Origin of the sequence: Sphaerisporangium sp. NPDC005288, from assembly GCF_040607475.1 — a bacterium.
GTDB lineage: Bacteria > Actinomycetota > Actinomycetes > Streptosporangiales > Streptosporangiaceae > Sphaerisporangium > Sphaerisporangium rhizosphaerae.
This window is the reverse complement of the sequence record NZ_JBEXGT010000016.1, coordinates 34677-50021: the sequence shown is the minus strand read 5'-3', so window position 1 is coordinate 50021 and position 15345 is coordinate 34677. Positions and strand designations below refer to the sequence as shown.

Here is a 15345-nt window from a genome sequence, read left to right as displayed (position 1 = left end):
CCGATGTGCCCGCGCGCGGACCGGTCCCCGGGCCGATGCCCGCCGCGCCCTCCGCTTCCTAACGTCGCCCTCATGGCAGACGACCCCCGAACCCCAGCGCCCCCACCCTCCACCGACACCGCCCCCCACTCCGCCGCCGCGGCGCCCACCGCTCTGGTCACCGGGGCCTCGCGGGGGCTCGGACTGGCCCTGACCCGCGCCCTGGCCGCCGAGGGGTGGCGCCTGGTCATCACCGCCCGCGGCGCCGCCGACCTCGCCGAGGCCGCCCGGGAGACCGGCGCCACCGCGCTCGCGGGCGACGTGACCGACCCCGCCCACCGGGCCCGCCTGGCCGAGGCGGCGCACGAGCTGGGCGGCCTGGATCTGCTGGTCAACAACGCGAGCACACTCGGGGCCGTCCCGCTGCCCCCGCTGGCCGCCTACCCTCTGGACGCGCTCGCCGACGCCCTGGCCGCCAACGTGGTCGCGCCCCTCGCCCTGATCCAGGCCACCTTGCGGGGGCTGCGCGAGCGCAGGGGCGCGGTGGTCAACATCTCCTCCGACGCGGCGGTGGGCGCCTACGAGGGGTGGGGTGGGTACGGCCTGAGCAAGGCGGCGCTGGACCACCTGTCCAGCGTGCTCGCCGTCGAGGAACCGGACATCGCCGTCTGGTGGGTGGACCCCGGCGAGATGCGCACGCGCATGCTCGCGGACGCCCTCGGCGAGGAGGAGGCCGCGCAGGCGGCCGACCCGGCCGCCGTCGCGCCGTTCCTGGTCGATCTGATCAAGCGACGGCCGGGCAGCGGGCGGGTGATCCGGTGATCGCCTTCGACCTCCCCCCGGTGCGCGAGGCGCACGAGCCGCCGGAGGCCCGGGGGCTGGCCCGCGACGCCGTCCGCCTCATGGTCAGCGAGAAGCACGGCGGATCGTCCACCCGTACGACCGGCAGGAACGGCGGCGGATCGATCACACGTACGGTGGGCGAGAACGGCGGTGGGGCGATCACCCATCACGCCTTCACCGACCTGCCCGGCCTGCTCGACCCCGGCGACGTGCTGGTGGTCAACGACTCCGCGACGCTGCCCGCGGCCGTGCCGCTCGACCGGCTGGCCGTCCACTTCTCCACCGAGCGCGAGGACGGCTCGTGGCTGGTGGAACTGCGGCGCCGCACACGGGGCACGACCGCCCCGTACGCGGGCGGCGAGCCGGGCGAGTGGCTGCCGCTGCCCGGCGGCGCCACGCTTCGCCTGCTGGAGCGCGAGACGCCCCGGCTGTGGCGGGCGACGCTGGACCGCGATGTGCCCGCCTACCTGGGGGCGCACGGCGTGCCGATCCGCTACTCCTACGTCGGGCACGACTGGCCGCTGTCGGACTACCAGACGGTCTTCGGGGTGCGCCCCGGCAGCGCCGAGATGCCGAGCGCCGGGCGGCCGTTCAGCCACGAGCTGGTCACCGCCCTGGTCAGCCGGGGCGTCGTCATCGCTCCCATCACCCTGCACACCGGCGTCGCCTCGCCGGAGAAGGACGAACCGCCCTACCCCGAGCGCTTCGCCGTCCCGGCCTCGACCGCCCGCCTGGTCGGCCAGGCCGAGGGACGCGTCATCGCGGTGGGCACCACCGTGGTGCGAGCACTCGAGACGGCGGCCGCGGGGGGTGGCGGGGTGCGCCCGGCCGAGGGGTGGACCTCGCACATCGTCACGCCCGCCACGGGGGTGCGGGCGGTGGACGGCCTGATCACCGGTCTGCACGAACCGAGATCCAGTCACCTGCTGATGCTGTCGGCCATCGCCGGGGAGGACCTGCTCGCCCGGTCGTACGAGGAGGCACTGCGCGAGGGTTATCTATGGCATGAGTTCGGCGATCTTCACATGATCACGCCGGGTCGATTCCCCTGAGGTGATGCGCGAGATCGCTCTGGCCCGTAGGAGGCGCATGCCCATGACGGGCATGCGCCTCGGCCTCCTCCGGCGCCGGACCGGTGTCGCGGCCTCAGGAGGTCACCTACCCGCGTGCCGGTGTCTCCGCCTCGTCCGGCCGGCCGTTCCTCACCCCGCACCGATGTTCTCGTGCTCAATACCTGGTGTTCCTGGGTGCGATACCAGGGGTTTCCCGTCATCGCATCGGCGGACAGCGCAGAGCGCCCAGCTACGTGAATGGCACCCTTTGTGATCATATCGAAATAAGACGGATATAAGTGGAACGCGGCAATCGATCAAGATAGAACCACTGATCTATTCGCGAACCCGTGCTCTCCGCTCCGCGACGGGATGGCCTCCCGTCCAGGGGACCTGATCCCCACCTTCGCGTGCGGGGATGCCCTGCATGCCCGCAGGGACGGTTCGCGTGTCCATCGGGGACCGCGCGCCCATCCCACGGCGCCGCGCGTTCCCGTCCTCTCCCCGACCCTGGAGACGTGCATGCGCCACCCCCTCGGCAAAATCGCGACCGCGCTCGCGACCGCCCCGCTCGCGGGCGCCCTGCTGCTCGCCGCCACCCCGGCCTCCGCCGCCCCCGCGTCCGCCACCACGGCCTCGGGAGCCACGGCCCACACCTCCGCGCGCACCAGCGCCGCCGAGCCGTACTCGTCCTTCGCCGTCACGGTGAAGGGCCCCAAGAAGATCAAGCGCGGCGGGACGATCGTCTACTCCATCAAGGCGGTCAACAAGGGCCCCTGGGTGGCCGACGCCTACTTCCTCGGCGGCACCCTCCCCAAGGGCCGCACTGGAACGGTGTACTTCGACGGCCCCAAGGGCACCGAGTGCGACTTCTACCCCGACGGCTTCTGGTGCTGGTCGCCCTACGAGCTGGAGAAGGGCGACCACGACTGGCTGACCATCGAGGTCAAGCTGAAGAAGAGCGTCAAGGGCAACGTGACCGCGAAGCTGGGCGTCAACTCCTTCGACGTCCCGACCGGCGCCGAGGACCTGAGCCGGGCCGAGCTCGACCGTATCGGCGTCAAGAGCTGGTACTTCACCAAGAAGGCCACCACCAAGGTCGGCTGATCCCCCGCACCGCCCGCGCCGGGTCGCCGACCCGGCGCGGCGCGGCCCGCGTGCCCGTCCACGAGCGCCACGGCGCCGTACCGCGGCGCGCGACCCGGCGCGGTGCAACCCGGATACGGCTACGCGGCGACGGCCAGGTGTTCGTGGTGGCGAAGGTGGTCGCCCAGCACGGTGGCATGAGCCAGGCCGGCGAGGGCGCGTCTGTCGACCCCGCTCGTGTGCGGAATGAGCGGGAACCTCGTCACCTCGACGACGAGCCCCTTGGCCGACACCACCCTGACCAACGAGGCCAGCAAGGTGTCATCGCCGACGAACGACGGCCCGGTCGCCAGATGACCGGCGCGGTCGCGGAACCGCAGCGTGATCGGCCGCACCGGCGCGCCCGCGTCGATCGCCGCCTGGAAGACCGCGCGGCGGAACGGCCCCCCGCCCCTGCCGCACCAGGTGGTGCCCTCGGGGAAGGCCACGACGGACCGGCCGGCGCGCAGTGCGTCCGCGATCGCCCGCACGGTTCCGGGCAACGTCGACAGGCGCTCCCTGTGGATGAAGATCGCACCTGACCCTGCCACGAGCGAGCGGATCAACGGCCACGCCGCGATCTCGCTCTTGGCCAGCGCCAGGCACGGGGTCGTCGCCGCGACCACGAGCGGGTCCAGCCAGGAGACGTGGTTGGCGACGAGCAGCGCCCCCGCACTCCCGGGCTCCTCCTCCACCACCCGCATCGGCACCGCCGCGCCGCCCAGCACGGTGAACCCCTGACGTACCTCCAGCCGCAGCCCGAGGACGCGCAGGAAGGTACGGGACCAGGCCATCGCCAGCGCGTCCGCCCGCGACCCGCCGAGCGCGCGGGCGGCCCACGTGCACGGAAGGCCGGCCAGCACGACCACGACCGCCCCCACCAGGCGCGCCACGCGCCGCAGCGGCCCGGTGAGCTCCGCCGGGGCCGCGACGCACGAATCCACCGTGCACGGGGCCACGGGCAGCCAGCCGCCGCTCATTCCGCCACTCCGAGGAAGTGCCGCAGGTAGCGGGTGTCCACGTTGGCCAGCGAGAGCAGGACGAAGAAGTCGGCCGTCCCGAACATCGGATCGTGGGCCGGCATCCCGCAGATCCACGCCCCGAGCCGCAGATAGCCGCGCAGCAGCGGCGGCACCACGAACCGGTCGGGCCTGGCCACGCCCTCGCCCGTCCAGGGGTCGTGCGGCGTCACGCGGTACCGCTCCGGGCCGAGGCCGATGCCGTCCAGCACGCCCGCGGCCGCCCCGCCCCCGTCGTCCAGCGGCACCGAACAGCAGCCGCCCAGCCACGTGTGGCCGCCGGCGACCATGTACCGGGCGATGCCGGCCCACATGAGGCCGATCACCGTTCCGCCGCGGTGGTCGGGGTGGACGCAGGTGCGCCCCACCTCGACCATGCCGCCACGGATACCGGCCAGCGCCGACAGGTCGAACTCCCCTTCGGAGTACAGCCGGTCGGACCGTCCTGGCGCGAGCATGCGGTAGGTGCCGACCACCGTGTCGCCCGAGCGCACCAGCAGGTGGTCGCAGTAGGCGTCCAGCCGGTCCACGTCCAGGCCGGAGATCGGCGAGTCGAGGTGGGCGCCCATCTCCTCGGCGAACACCTCGTAGCGCAGCCGCTGAGCCGCCCGCATGTCGGCGGCGTCCTTGGCCAGTTCGACGGTGTAGCGACCGCGCGCGTCGGTCAGCGTCCCCTGGCCGAGCCCCGGCCGGGGCGGGGCCTCCGTGACGATCCGCCCGGCCTCGAGCCGGGCACGGGAGCCCGCCGCCTCCAGGCGCGTACGGGGGCCCGCCCCCTCCAGGTGTGCCCTGAGACTCGAACCCTCCAGGTGTGCCCTGGGACTCGAACCCTCCAGGTGTGCCCTGGGACTCGGACCCTCCAGGTGTGCCCTGGGACTCGGACCCTCCAGGTGTGCCCGCGGGCTCGTCTGCTCTGAGCCCGGGTCGGGACGCGAGTGGAGGAGCGGCTGCTCCTGACCGGCGCGCGGGCCTGGAGGCGCCGCGCCGGGGTGGACGAGAGATTTCTCCGGCCCGGCACTGGGCCGCGCATCGGACCGGACGAGGGGTTCGTCGACGCTTCCGCCACGGACCTGACTGGCGAGCACCTCGGTCATGGGCATGCCTCCTCCTGTGCACACCCATGAAGACATGGGGACATGGCCATCTGCCGTCCGTATGGTGAACCGCTTGCACGCGCACTCTGAGCGGTCGGTAGCGTTGTCCGCGATGAAGCAGCGCACGCTTTTGATCACGCTGACCGGCCCCGACCGACCCGGAGTGACCTCCCGGTTGTTCACCGTGCTGGCCTCCTTCCCCGTCACCGTCGCCGACGTCGAGCAGGTCGTGATCCGCGGCCGGCTGGTCCTGGGCGTCCTGGTCGCCTACGCGGGCGGCCCGCCGACCGGCACCGGCGGCACCCTGGGCGCCATGTGGGCCGCCGTCGAGCGCGTCGCCGAGGACCTCGGCATGGAGGTCGAGCTCACGACGGGCACCGACCTGAAGGAGAAGCGCCGCCGCGGGCGCCTCCACGTCACCGTCCTGGGCAACCCGCTGCAGCCGGCGGCCCTGGCGGGCATCGCGGGCCGCATCGCCGCCGCCGGCGCCAACATCGACCGCATCGAACGGCTCGCGCACCTGCCGGTCACCTGCATCGAGCTGGCGATCTCGGGGGCCGACCCCGACGCGCTGCGCACCGCGCTGACCGCCGAGGCCGTGCTGCAGCAGGTCGACGTCGCGGTACAGCGCTCCGGCCTGCACCGCAGGGCCAAACGGCTGATCGTCATGGACGTCGACTCCACGCTCATCCAGGGCGAGGTCATCGAACTGCTGGCCGCGCACGCCGGGTGCATGGACGAGGTCGAGAAGATCACGACGGCGGCCATGCGAGGTGAGCTCGACTTCGCCGCCTCACTGCGCGAACGCGTCGCCCTCCTGGAGGGTCTGCCGGAGGAGGTCTTCGAACGGGTCCGCGAGGAGGTCGTCCTCACCCCCGGCGCCCGCACTCTGGTGCGCACCCTGAAGCGGCTGGACTACCGCTTCGCGATCGTCAGCGGCGGCTTCACCCAGATCACCGACTCTCTGGTCACCGAGCTGGGCATCGACTACTCCGCGGCCAACACCCTGGAGGTCGTGGACGGCAAGCTCACCGGGCGGGTGATCGGCGAGATCGTCGACCGTCCCGGCAAGGCGCGGGCCCTCGAGCGGTTCGCCCAGCAGGCGCGCATCCCGATCAGCCAGACCGTGGCCATCGGCGACGGCGCCAACGACCTCGACATGATCGCGGCCGCGGGGCTGGGCATCGCGTTCAACGCCAAGGCGGTCCTGCGGCAGGCCGCCGACGCGGCGGTGAACGTCCCGTACCTCGACGCGATCTTGTACCTGCTCGGCATCTCCCGCGAGGAGGTGGAGGCCGCCGACGCCGAAGACGGCCTCACCGCTCCCCCCACCACCTGACGGACCCGGCCCCGGCTCGCGGGCCTTCGGCACCCCGCCGCGGCCGTCCCGGCCTCACGCCCATCGGCGTCCTGCCGCGGCCGTCCCCGGCCTCACGCCCATGGCACCTCGCGGGCCTTCGGCGGCCTCCGGCTTCGAGCGGACGGCGTGCCGGCGGCGTTCAGTGCCCCTTGGGGGTCCAGCGGCCGACCACGCGGCCGTCTCCGGGCCCCAGGTCGGCCCAGGGGCCGGTTTCCAGCACCGCGAACGCTCCCGGCGGGAACCCCTCGTCGTCGTGCGTCAGCGAGAGGTTCAGGACCAGCTCGTGAACCCCCGGGTTGTGGCCCACCAGCAGCAGGGTGGACACCTCGCCGTCCGTACGGCCGATCAGCTCCAGCAGTTCGTCCGGATACGCCTCGTAGATCTCGGTCTCGACGTGGACGGGGGCCTCCGAGGCGAGGCCGGCCAGCGCCAGTTCGGCGGTGCGCCTGGTGCGGATCGACGGCGAGCACAGCACCAGCTCAGGACTCAGCCCGAGCCGCCTGAGCGTCTCACCGGCCCGCTCGGCGTCCCGCTCGCCGCGATCGGTGAGGGGACGCTCGCGGTCGGCCAGCCCGGGCACGTGCGCGGCCTTGGCATGTCTCAGCACGATGAGCGTGTTCACTCCCCCAACTATCCCATTACACGCGTACGGCTACCGCCCTCCTCGGACGGTAGCCGCACTTTCACCTCTGGCCGCCCGCGGGCGCCGGCCGTTCAGGCCGGCGCCGCGCCGTGCGGCACTAGATGCCGTTGGTCGTCAGCTCGACACCTTCTCGGTCTCGACCTTCTCGGCCGGGGTGCCGCCCGTGGGGGCGATGCTCGTCGAGCGCCGCTTGGAGACGACGATCGCGCCGACGACGATCACGACCGCGACCAGCGTGACGCCGACGCGGACGACGGCGTTGTCGGCGTAGGTCACGACGGCCGGGGCGATGAGCAGGGCCACGAGGTTCATGACCTTGATCAGCGGGTTGATCGCCGGACCGGCGGTGTCCTTGAACGGGTCGCCGACGGTGTCGCCGATGATGGTGGCCTCGTGGGCCTGCGACCCCTTGCCGCCGTGGTGGCCGTCCTCGACGAGCTTCTTGGCGTTGTCCCAGGCGCCGCCCGAGTTGGCCAGGAAGACCGCCATCAGCGTGCCCGCGGCGATCGCGCCCGCGAGGTAGGCGCCGAGGGGCGCGTACCCGAAGGCGAAGCCGACCGCGATCGGCGTCATGACGGCCAGCAGGCCCGGCGTGGCCAGCTCGCGCAGCGAGTCACGGGTGCAGATGTCCACGACGCGGCCGTAGTCGGGCAGCTCTTCACCGGTCATGATGCCCGGCTTGGTGCGGAACTGCTCGCGCACCTCGAACACGACCCGTCCCGCCGCGCGGCCCACGGCGCTGATCGCCAGGCCGGAGAACAGGAACACGACCGCGGCGCCGATGATGAGACCGACGAGCACGTTCGGCGAGTCCACGCTGAGGCTGAAGGAGCTGAAGGAGCCCAGCGCGTCCTTCACCCCGGCGCTCGCCGCGGCGAGCTGGCTTTCGACGGCGGTGCGGAACGAGCCGAACAGCGCGGTCGCCGCGAGCACGGCCGTCGCGATCGCGATGCCCTTGGTGATCGCCTTGGTGGTGTTGCCCACCGCGTCGAGGGAGGTGAGGATGCGGGCGCCCTCGCCCTCGACGTCGCCGGACATCTCGGCGATGCCCTGCGCGTTGTCGGAGACCGGGCCGAAGGTGTCCATGGACACGATGACGCCGACGGTGGTGAGCAGGCCGGTGCCGGCCAGGGCCACCGCGAACAGCGCCACGGTCACGTTGCCGAAGCCCAGCAGGAACGCCCCGTACACCGCGCCGCCGATGAGCAGCGCCGAGTAGACCGCCGACTCCAGGCCGACCGAGATGCCGGACAGGATGACCGTGGCCGGGCCGGTGAGCGAGCTCTCGCCGATCTCCCTGACCGGGCGGCGGTTGGTCTCGGTGAAGTAGCCGGTGAGCACCTGGATGGCGCTGGCGAGCACCAGGCCGATGAGGACGGCGCCGATGGCGATCAGCCGCGGGTCGGAGCTGAGCCCGGCGATCGCCGGGCTGACGTCGGTGAGCTGGGAGAACGAGCCGGGCAGGTAGAGGTAGGCGGCCACGGCCACCAGGACGGCCGAGATCGCCGCCGAGATGAAGAAGCCACGGTTGATGGCCGCCATGCCGTTGCGGTCGCCGCTGCGGGGCGCGGTGGTGAAGATGCCGATGATCGCGGTCAGCACGCCGATCATCGGGACGATGAGCGGGAAGACCAGGCCCTCGGTGCCGAAGGCCGCCTTGCCCAGGATGAGGCTCGCGACCAGCATGACCGCGTAGGACTCGAACAGGTCGGCCGCCATGCCGGCGCAGTCGCCGACGTTGTCGCCCACGTTGTCGGCGATCGTGGCGGCGTTGCGCGGGTCGTCCTCGGGGATGCCCTGCTCGACCTTGCCGACCAGGTCGGCGCCCACGTCGGCCGCCTTGGTGAAGATGCCGCCGCCGACACGCATGAACATCGCCAGGAGCGCCGCGCCGAACCCGAAGCCCTCGAGCACGCTCGGAGCGTCGCCCTTGTAGATGAACACGACGATCGCGGCGCCCAGCAGGCCGAGCCCGACGGTGAACATGCCGGCCACGCCACCGGTACGGAAGGCGATGCGCATCGCGGGCTTCTCACCCGCCTCGCGGGCGGCGGCCGCCACACGGACATTGCCCCGCACAGCCAGCCACATACCCATGAAGCCGGTCAACGCGGAGAATGCCGCACCGACCACGAAGAAGACGGAGCGTCCGATGGCGACGCTGGTCGACTCCGAGGGCAGGAGAAGCAGCAGGAACGGGATGAGCACCACAAAAAGTGCAAGCGTTCTGAACTGTCGCGTTAGATACGCGGCGGCGCCTTCCTGGACCGCTCGCGCGATGTTCTGCATTCGCTCTGTGCCTTGACCTGCGGCGAGCACCTCGCGGACGAGACCGCCCGCTACGGCGAGCGCCAGCAGCGCCACGGCGGCCACCACGATCACGATTGTGAGGTGGGAACCGCTAAGAGATACCGCTGCGGCGTCGTCAGCGGCGAGATTGAGCCTAGACATCCGTCCTCCTCGGCCAGACGGGTAGGTCCATGCCCAGACCGCGCTGCGAGTCAGTCGGGGGGCGGCGCGCATCCGAGCTGGATTGGCAGTGCCGCTTCCGGTAACGTCCGCAGACCTTCCCGCAGGGCGTCGTTGATCTGCGGGGACAAAACCTTGGCCGGTGCCGGGAGTCTACGCAGGCACAGGCCAGATATGAAGCCTCTTCCACCAGCCAATTAGGGCCCAGTCCAGTAAGGTGCGGGGCTTTGCCCAGTAACAACGCGGTTTTCCGTGTGTCAGATCGATCGACGGCCGGGTTACGGACAGACGTTCATTGCCTAATTATTATGTCCGTAAACCCGCGCTGACGTGCGGCGACGCCCCAACACCCTCACCCGCACCACCATGAACACCCCTCCGCCGGCACCGCCCTCCACTCCAGCCTTCAGCGGCCCTCGGCCCTCACCAGGACGGCCGGATGCTGACGGCACGAGGACGGATCACGCGAAGATGCCGGCAGCCCGCCTCTGCCGGCCTCAGGGCGCCCTCCCCCTGGCACCCGGCCGGCCACCCCACAGCGGCCCGCCCACAACGCGGCAGGATTCTGACCAGCGGCGCGAAAGACTCGCGCTCATGCGGCAGCCCGTCGCGGCGCGGCGCGCCGTAAGGCTCGCGCTCATGCGACAGTCCGGCGCGGTGCGACGAACTCGGTGGCGCGACGACCTCGGTGGCGCGGCGCCGCTCTGCCAGGATGCCCGGGCAGAGGGCGCCTGCACGGAGGTGAGCAGGGTCAGGACGGCCAGGTCGGCAGCGCGCGGCCGACGCCCGCGGCGCGACCACGCGCCAGGACGGCGCCGGTCAGGCTCGCGTCGCACGACCGGGAACCGACCGGCGCGATCCCTGGCACTCAGGATCGACGGATCCCGGGCGGTGGGCCGGACCATGCCTGGCCGGGGCGAGCGCGATCGACCAGGTCGATCCGAGTCACCCCGACGAGATGGAACAACCGAGAAGACGACCCCGTGGCCCCGCTGGAAGACAGCCCCCGTGGCCACTCTCAGGCGGTGGCGAACCCGGCGGCGGCGGCGGGCCAGCTCATCCTGATCCGCAGCCCCTTGGCACTCGGATACACCTCGACGTCATCGGCCAGCGCGGCGATGACGGCGATGCCGAACCCGGACATCAGCGTGTCGGCGGGGAGCAGGCTGGCCAACTCGGTGCCGTTGACGGCCGTCGGCAACTCGTCCTCGTCCTTGTACGCCTGTTCGAGATCGTCGCTCGGTGCCGAGTCGGTGACGGTGACCTCGAAGCGCCCTGAGTCGTCGCACAACTCGATGCGGATGGGCTCGCCCGGGCAGTGGACGCGGTGTGCCTCCACTGCCCGTGAGCAGGCCTCACCCACAGCGAGCCGCACCTCGTCCAGCAGGTCCTCCGCAACCCCGGTGCGCCGCGCGATGGCCGTTGCGACCAGCCGCGCGGTGCGCACGTGAGCCGGAAGGGCACTGAACGTCAGCTCGACGGTGGCCATGACTACTTGTCTCGGCCGTGAGCTTCCTTGGCCTCTTCGACCGAGGCGTAAATCCCGAAGACCTTGGTCAGGCCGGTGATCCGGAAGATCTTCAGGATGCGCTCCTGCGTACAGACGAGCTCCAGGGAGCCGTCGTGCGCCCGAACGCGCTTGAGCCCGCCGACCAGGACACCGAGCCCCGTGGAGTCCAGGAAGTCCACCTTCTCCATGTTGACGAGAAGGTGGAAGTTGCCCTTGTTGACCAGGTCGATCAGCAGCTCACGCAGCCTCGGCGCGGTATAGACATCGATCTCACCCTCGACTTCCACGATGGTGAGTCGGTCTTCAGTGTGGTGGTCCAACTTCAGATCCACAGATCCTCCAGCGCCTTGCCTGCTGAGTCCACGACGAGGGGTCTGACATGCTGGGACCCCAAGTCCCAGCGCGCAATACCCTGACGCGCGGCATTCAACCACGCCCCGCCTTCGTGTCTATACGAAATCACGACTCCGGGCGACTCTCCCCCAAGATGCCAAACTGGAAACCAGTGACTCCGACTACATCACCCTCACGGCGAGCGGACCCGATCCTTGCTCGTCTGCTCGGCGTACCCGCGCGCCGTGAACGCATCACACACGTAGAGTACGTCGCCGCACGTCAGGCAGGTAAGGCGACCTGGTCTTCCTGGGTCGACGAGCTGCTTGTCAGCCGTCTGCGAAATCTCGGCGTCGAGGGTCTCTGGGAGCACCAGGCCACCGCCGCTGAGCTGGTACATCGTGGCCAAAACGTGATCATCGCGACAGGCACCGCGTCGGGAAAATCTTTGGCCTACCTGGTGCCGGCCGTGTCCGAGATCCTGTCCGGAGGCTCGGTCCTGTACCTGACGCCGACCAAGGCACTGGCCGCCGACCAGTTGCGTTCGGTGCGCGATCTGAAGCTCGCCCAGGTGCGCGCCGCCACCTACGACGGGGACACTCCGCCCGACGAGCGTCAATGGGTGCGCAAGCATGCGAACTACGTGCTGACCAACCCCGACATGCTCCACCGGTCGATGCTGCCCCACCACTCGGCCTGGTCGTCGTTCTGGCGCCGGCTGAAGCTGGTCGTCGTGGACGAGTGCCATGGGTACCGGGGTGTCTTCGGATCACATGTGGCCCAGATCTTGCGCCGCCTCCGCCGGATATGCGGAAAGTATGGCTCCCATCCGGTATTCATGCTGGTCTCCGCCACGGTCAGCGACCCCGCCGCCGCCGCGATGCGCCTGACGGGCCTTGAGATGGCCGAGGTGACCACGGACGCCTCTCCCCGGGGTTCCACGACCTTCGCCCTGTGGGAGCCGCCTCTGACGGATCTGCGGGGCGAGGGAGGCGCCCCCGTCCGGCGCACGGTGACGGCCGAGGCCGCCGACCTGCTCACCGATCTGGTCATCGACGACGTGCGCACCCTCGCTTTCGTCCGGTCGCGGCGCGCCGCCGAGACGATCTCGCTGATCGCCCGGGAGAACCTCGAGGAGATCTCGCCCGAGCTGCCCGCCAAGGTGGCGGCCTATCGCGCCGGGTACCTCGCCGAGGACAGGCGCGCCCTGGAACGGGCGCTGCGCTCCGGCCAGATCACCGGCCTGGCGACGACCAACGCCCTGGAACTGGGCATCGATGTGTCCGGACTGGACGCCGTCCTCATCGCGGGATGGCCCGGCACGCGTGCCTCTCTGTGGCAGCAGGCCGGACGCGCGGGCCGCGACGGCCAGGACGCCCTCGCCGTGCTGATCGCGCGCGACGACCCGCTGGACACCTACCTCGTCCACCATCCGCAGGCCCTTTTCGGCCGGCCGGTCGAGGCCATCGTGCTCGACCCGGACAACCCGTACGTCCTGGGCCCGCACCTGTGCGCGGCGGCGGCCGAGATCCCGCTGACCGAGGCGGACCTGCCGGTGTTCGGCCCCTCCACGGAAGAGGTGCTCGACGACCTCGTCCAGCGCGGGATGCTCCGGCGCCGCCCCCAGGGCTGGTTCTGGACACGCCGCGAGCGCGCCGCCAACCTGGCCGACATCCGGGGCTCCGGCGGGCCGCCGATCGAGGTCGTGGAGTCCTCCACTGGGCGGCTGCTCGGCACCGTCGACGAGCCGTCCGCCCACACCGCCGTCCACACCGGCGCCGTGCACATCCACCAGGGCGACACCTACCTCGTGGAGGAACTCGACCTAAACGCGGGCGTCGCCCTGGTGTCGGCGTCCGACCCTGACTACTCCACCTTCGCCCGGGACGTCACCGACATCTCCGTGCTGGAATCCCTGCGGTCGCACGCCTTCGGGCCGGGCGAGCTGCACTTCGGGACGGTGGAGGTCACCCGGCAGGTCGTGTCCTTCCTCAAGCGCCGCGTCAAGACCGGCGAGGTGCTCGGCGAGGAACCCCTCGACCTGCCGCCCCGCACCCTGCGCACCCGCGCCGTGTGGTGGACCCTCCCGGACGCCGCCGTGGCACCGCTGCTCGCCGAGGGCCTCGACCTCGGCGGCGCGGCGCACGCGGCCGAGCACGCCTCCATCGGCCTGCTCCCGCTGTTCGCCACCTGCGACCGCTGGGACATCGGCGGCGTCTCCACCGAACTGCACCCGGACACCGGCCTCCTCACGGTCTTCGTCTACGACGGCCACGAGGGCGGAGCCGGCTTCGCCGAGCGCGGCCACGCCCGCGCCCTCGACTGGCTCACGGCCACCCGCGAGGCCATCGCCTCCTGCGAGTGCGAACGCGGATGCCCGTCCTGCATCCAGTCCCCCAAATGCGGCAACGGCAACGACCCCCTTGACAAACAAGGCGCCATCCGCCTCCTCACCACCCTCCTGACCAAACCCACCATCCCCTCACCCCCCACCTGACGAATTCACCAGCGCGGCCACCACCGTCCGAACGAGAGGCGCAGGCTCCTCACCACCCACCCGACCGAAGCCACCAGCCCTCACCACCCTCCTAACCGAAGCCACCGACTCCTCACGACCCATCTGACGGAGTTCACCTACTCGCTCTCCGGTCCCACCGATGACCCCCGCTGTGAGGCTGTCCACGGACGCGGATCTTCGTACAAGTGGTCACCTGGGACCCGCGCGCGCTTCGGCGGAGGCGTGGCGATCGCCGAACCATGGGAGTTGCAATGGGACCTCGACCCGCACGATGACCACGGCTCCCTCAACATGGCATTGCGTGATCGAAGCATCGTTGGCCGAGGCGAGATCGCGCGCGTGCCGACACGCCGTCTCCGGCGATGCCATCGCCTGGCGCGCCGCGGCCAGGGCGCTGAGATCGGCGGCCGACTGAGCATGGTGCCGGGCTGTGCGCGCGACCCCTACCAGCACCAACGCGCCCGCGGTGAACCAGATCAACGTCATGAGCGCGACGACCCAAACAGTGCCCGCCCCCCGATCACTCCCCATCTGTCGCCCCGCCTCAACGACCGACCACGCCCTCACCATGGACTCCCGCCCCATTGACATTTCGACCTGCCCAACGGCCCATCCCCCGCATCGACGCCTCCCTCATCAGCCCCTCGACCCGCCTCAGCAGATCTCGATCTGACGCCATGAGCCAGAGCCTCCCTCGGTGATTCCAGCCCGCCCCCAACAGCCCGTCACCCCCCATCAACGGCCCCTCCATCGGCTCCTCGACCGCCAGAACAGATTTCGACCTGCGGTCATGAGCCGGTGCCTTGTTCGGGGGCGTGAGGCGGTGGCCTGGTGTCATGGGCAGGCGGAGTGCTTCGGCGGTTCCGGGGGTGATCTCTACTGTTCTCAGGGCGTCGGCGGAGTGCCGTCACTCAGGCTCAACACCGGTCGGCGCCTGTCGTGCTTCCATGATCAAGTCGTCGACTCCCCCCTCGGTGGAGGAGGTCGCGGTGGCGGCCACGTGGACCGGCGGCATTCCGACGGCCCAGCTCGGGCGGATGGTGGCGGAAATGGTCACCCGGCTCAGTTCCGCGTCGCGGGTGATCGAGACGACCGCACCTGGAGGAGCCGCACGGCCGGCGAATCGCCGAACGACCTCCAGTGCCTCGCCGCGGGCGACCGCCCTGGCGCCGGCCCGTGCCGCATCGACACATTCAAGTCGAGCACCGACCGCGGCGATGGCCCAAAGAGCCGCTCCCAGCACCAGGGCCAGCGATGGGAGCGCGACGGCCGTCTCCGCCGTGACCGACCCCGACTCGGACTCAGACCGCGAGAAACCCGGACGTCGTGTCCACCGCCTCCGCCGTGACCGCCGCCTCCGCGTCCGCCCCGATTCCGCTATGTCCACGTGGGCCACCGGT

13 protein-coding genes are annotated in these 15345 nt (G+C 71.1%); 5 read left to right on the top strand and 8 right to left on the bottom strand.

Annotated features, from left to right (window positions below; translation table 11 throughout):
- The first annotated feature begins 72 nt into the window (after positions 1–72).
- The 3 genes from ABZU32_RS17065 to ABZU32_RS17055 all read left to right on the top strand — a co-directional run bounded on the left by ABZU32_RS17065 (position 73) and on the right by ABZU32_RS17055 (position 2981).
- Positions 73–801: an SDR family oxidoreductase gene (locus ABZU32_RS17065; RefSeq protein WP_354923099.1), complete on the top strand. Its 729-nt coding sequence runs from the start codon at positions 73–75 to the stop codon at positions 799–801.
- Positions 798–1874: an S-adenosylmethionine:tRNA ribosyltransferase-isomerase gene (locus ABZU32_RS17060; protein ID WP_354923096.1), complete on the top strand. Its 1077-nt coding sequence runs from the start codon at positions 798–800 to the stop codon at positions 1872–1874. Before ABZU32_RS17065 ends, ABZU32_RS17060 begins: the two co-directional genes overlap by 4 nt.
- Positions 1875–2396: 522 nt before the next feature.
- A complete protein-coding gene (locus ABZU32_RS17055) occupies positions 2397–2981 on the top strand; it encodes a hypothetical protein (RefSeq protein WP_354837698.1) in 585 nt (194 codons plus the stop codon).
- 119 nt (positions 2982–3100) lie between these two features.
- Here the strand turns inward: ABZU32_RS17055 and ABZU32_RS17050 are convergent, their stop codons facing one another.
- Together ABZU32_RS17050 and ABZU32_RS17045 are read right to left on the bottom strand one after the other, a co-directional pair.
- Entirely contained in the window at positions 3101–3979 is an 879-nt protein-coding gene (locus tag ABZU32_RS17050) for a lysophospholipid acyltransferase family protein (protein WP_354923093.1), read from the bottom strand.
- On the bottom strand, positions 3976–5118 hold the full coding sequence (locus ABZU32_RS17045) for a GNAT family N-acyltransferase (protein ID WP_354923090.1): 1143 nt from the start codon (positions 5116–5118) through the stop codon (positions 3976–3978). The genes ABZU32_RS17050 and ABZU32_RS17045 overlap by 4 nt, the downstream gene beginning before the upstream one ends.
- A gap of 106 nt (positions 5119–5224) precedes the next feature.
- On the opposite strand from ABZU32_RS17045, the gene serB reads away from it, so the two are divergent.
- Positions 5225–6451 (top strand): phosphoserine phosphatase SerB, encoded by a 1227-nt coding sequence (gene serB / locus ABZU32_RS17040; protein WP_354923087.1) that lies wholly within the window; start codon positions 5225–5227, stop codon positions 6449–6451.
- 160 nt (positions 6452–6611) lie between these two features.
- On the opposite strand, the gene ABZU32_RS17035 is transcribed toward serB, so the two are convergent.
- From ABZU32_RS17035 to ABZU32_RS17020, 4 genes are all read right to left on the bottom strand, one after another.
- The gene (locus ABZU32_RS17035) at positions 6612–7094 is read right to left on the bottom strand and encodes a histidine phosphatase family protein (protein WP_354923084.1); all 483 of its coding nucleotides are present in this window, start codon (positions 7092–7094) and stop codon (positions 6612–6614) included.
- Positions 7095–7229: 135 nt separating this feature from the next.
- A complete protein-coding gene (locus ABZU32_RS17030; RefSeq protein ID WP_354837688.1) occupies positions 7230–9566 on the bottom strand; it encodes a sodium-translocating pyrophosphatase in 2337 nt (778 codons plus the stop codon).
- A 1036-nt stretch (positions 9567–10602) separates the two neighbouring features.
- On the bottom strand, positions 10603–11073 hold the full coding sequence (locus tag ABZU32_RS17025) for an ATP-binding protein (protein WP_354923081.1): 471 nt from the start codon (positions 11071–11073) through the stop codon (positions 10603–10605).
- 2 nt (positions 11074–11075) lie between these two features.
- Complete coding sequence (locus ABZU32_RS17020) at positions 11076–11426, bottom strand: STAS domain-containing protein (RefSeq protein ID WP_114029683.1); 351 nt, start codon at positions 11424–11426, stop codon at positions 11076–11078.
- A gap of 155 nt (positions 11427–11581) precedes the next feature.
- Between ABZU32_RS17020 and ABZU32_RS17015 the strand changes: the two genes are divergently transcribed.
- Positions 11582–13924, top strand: coding sequence for a DEAD/DEAH box helicase (locus ABZU32_RS17015; protein WP_354923078.1), 2343 nt, complete (start codon positions 11582–11584; stop codon positions 13922–13924).
- Positions 13925–14134: 210 nt separating this feature from the next.
- Here the strand turns inward: ABZU32_RS17015 and ABZU32_RS17010 are convergent, their stop codons facing one another.
- Both ABZU32_RS17010 and ABZU32_RS17005 read right to left on the bottom strand, forming a co-directional pair.
- On the bottom strand, positions 14135–14476 hold the full coding sequence (locus tag ABZU32_RS17010; protein ID WP_354923075.1) for an Rv3654c family TadE-like protein: 342 nt from the start codon (positions 14474–14476) through the stop codon (positions 14135–14137).
- Positions 14477–14852: 376 nt separating this feature from the next.
- Positions 14853–15332: a TadE family type IV pilus minor pilin gene (locus tag ABZU32_RS17005; RefSeq protein WP_354923072.1), complete on the bottom strand. Its 480-nt coding sequence runs from the start codon at positions 15330–15332 to the stop codon at positions 14853–14855.
- Between the last annotated feature and the right edge of the window lie 13 nt (positions 15333–15345).

What these genes read in the sequence shown, in the direction of transcription:
- serB (WP_354923087.1), top strand. Translation starts at nt 5,225, where the DNA reads ATGAAGCAGCGCACGCTTTTGATCACGCTGACCGGCCCCGACCGACCC.
- ABZU32_RS17055 (WP_354837698.1), top strand. Translation starts at nt 2,397, where the DNA reads ATGCGCCACCCCCTCGGCAAAATCGCGACCGCGCTCGCGACCGCCCCG.
- ABZU32_RS17025 (WP_354923081.1), bottom strand. Translation starts at nt 11,073, where the DNA reads ATGGCCACCGTCGAGCTGACGTTCAGTGCCCTTCCGGCTCACGTGCGC.
- ABZU32_RS17015 (WP_354923078.1), top strand. Translation starts at nt 11,582, where the DNA reads ATGCCAAACTGGAAACCAGTGACTCCGACTACATCACCCTCACGGCGA.
- ABZU32_RS17065 (WP_354923099.1), top strand. Translation starts at nt 73, where the DNA reads ATGGCAGACGACCCCCGAACCCCAGCGCCCCCACCCTCCACCGACACC.
- ABZU32_RS17010 (WP_354923075.1), bottom strand. Translation starts at nt 14,476, where the DNA reads ATGGGGAGTGATCGGGGGGCGGGCACTGTTTGGGTCGTCGCGCTCATG.
- ABZU32_RS17030 (WP_354837688.1), bottom strand. Translation starts at nt 9,566, where the DNA reads ATGTCTAGGCTCAATCTCGCCGCTGACGACGCCGCAGCGGTATCTCTT.
- ABZU32_RS17045 (WP_354923090.1), bottom strand. Translation starts at nt 5,118, where the DNA reads ATGCCCATGACCGAGGTGCTCGCCAGTCAGGTCCGTGGCGGAAGCGTC.
- ABZU32_RS17050 (WP_354923093.1), bottom strand. Translation starts at nt 3,979, where the DNA reads ATGAGCGGCGGCTGGCTGCCCGTGGCCCCGTGCACGGTGGATTCGTGC.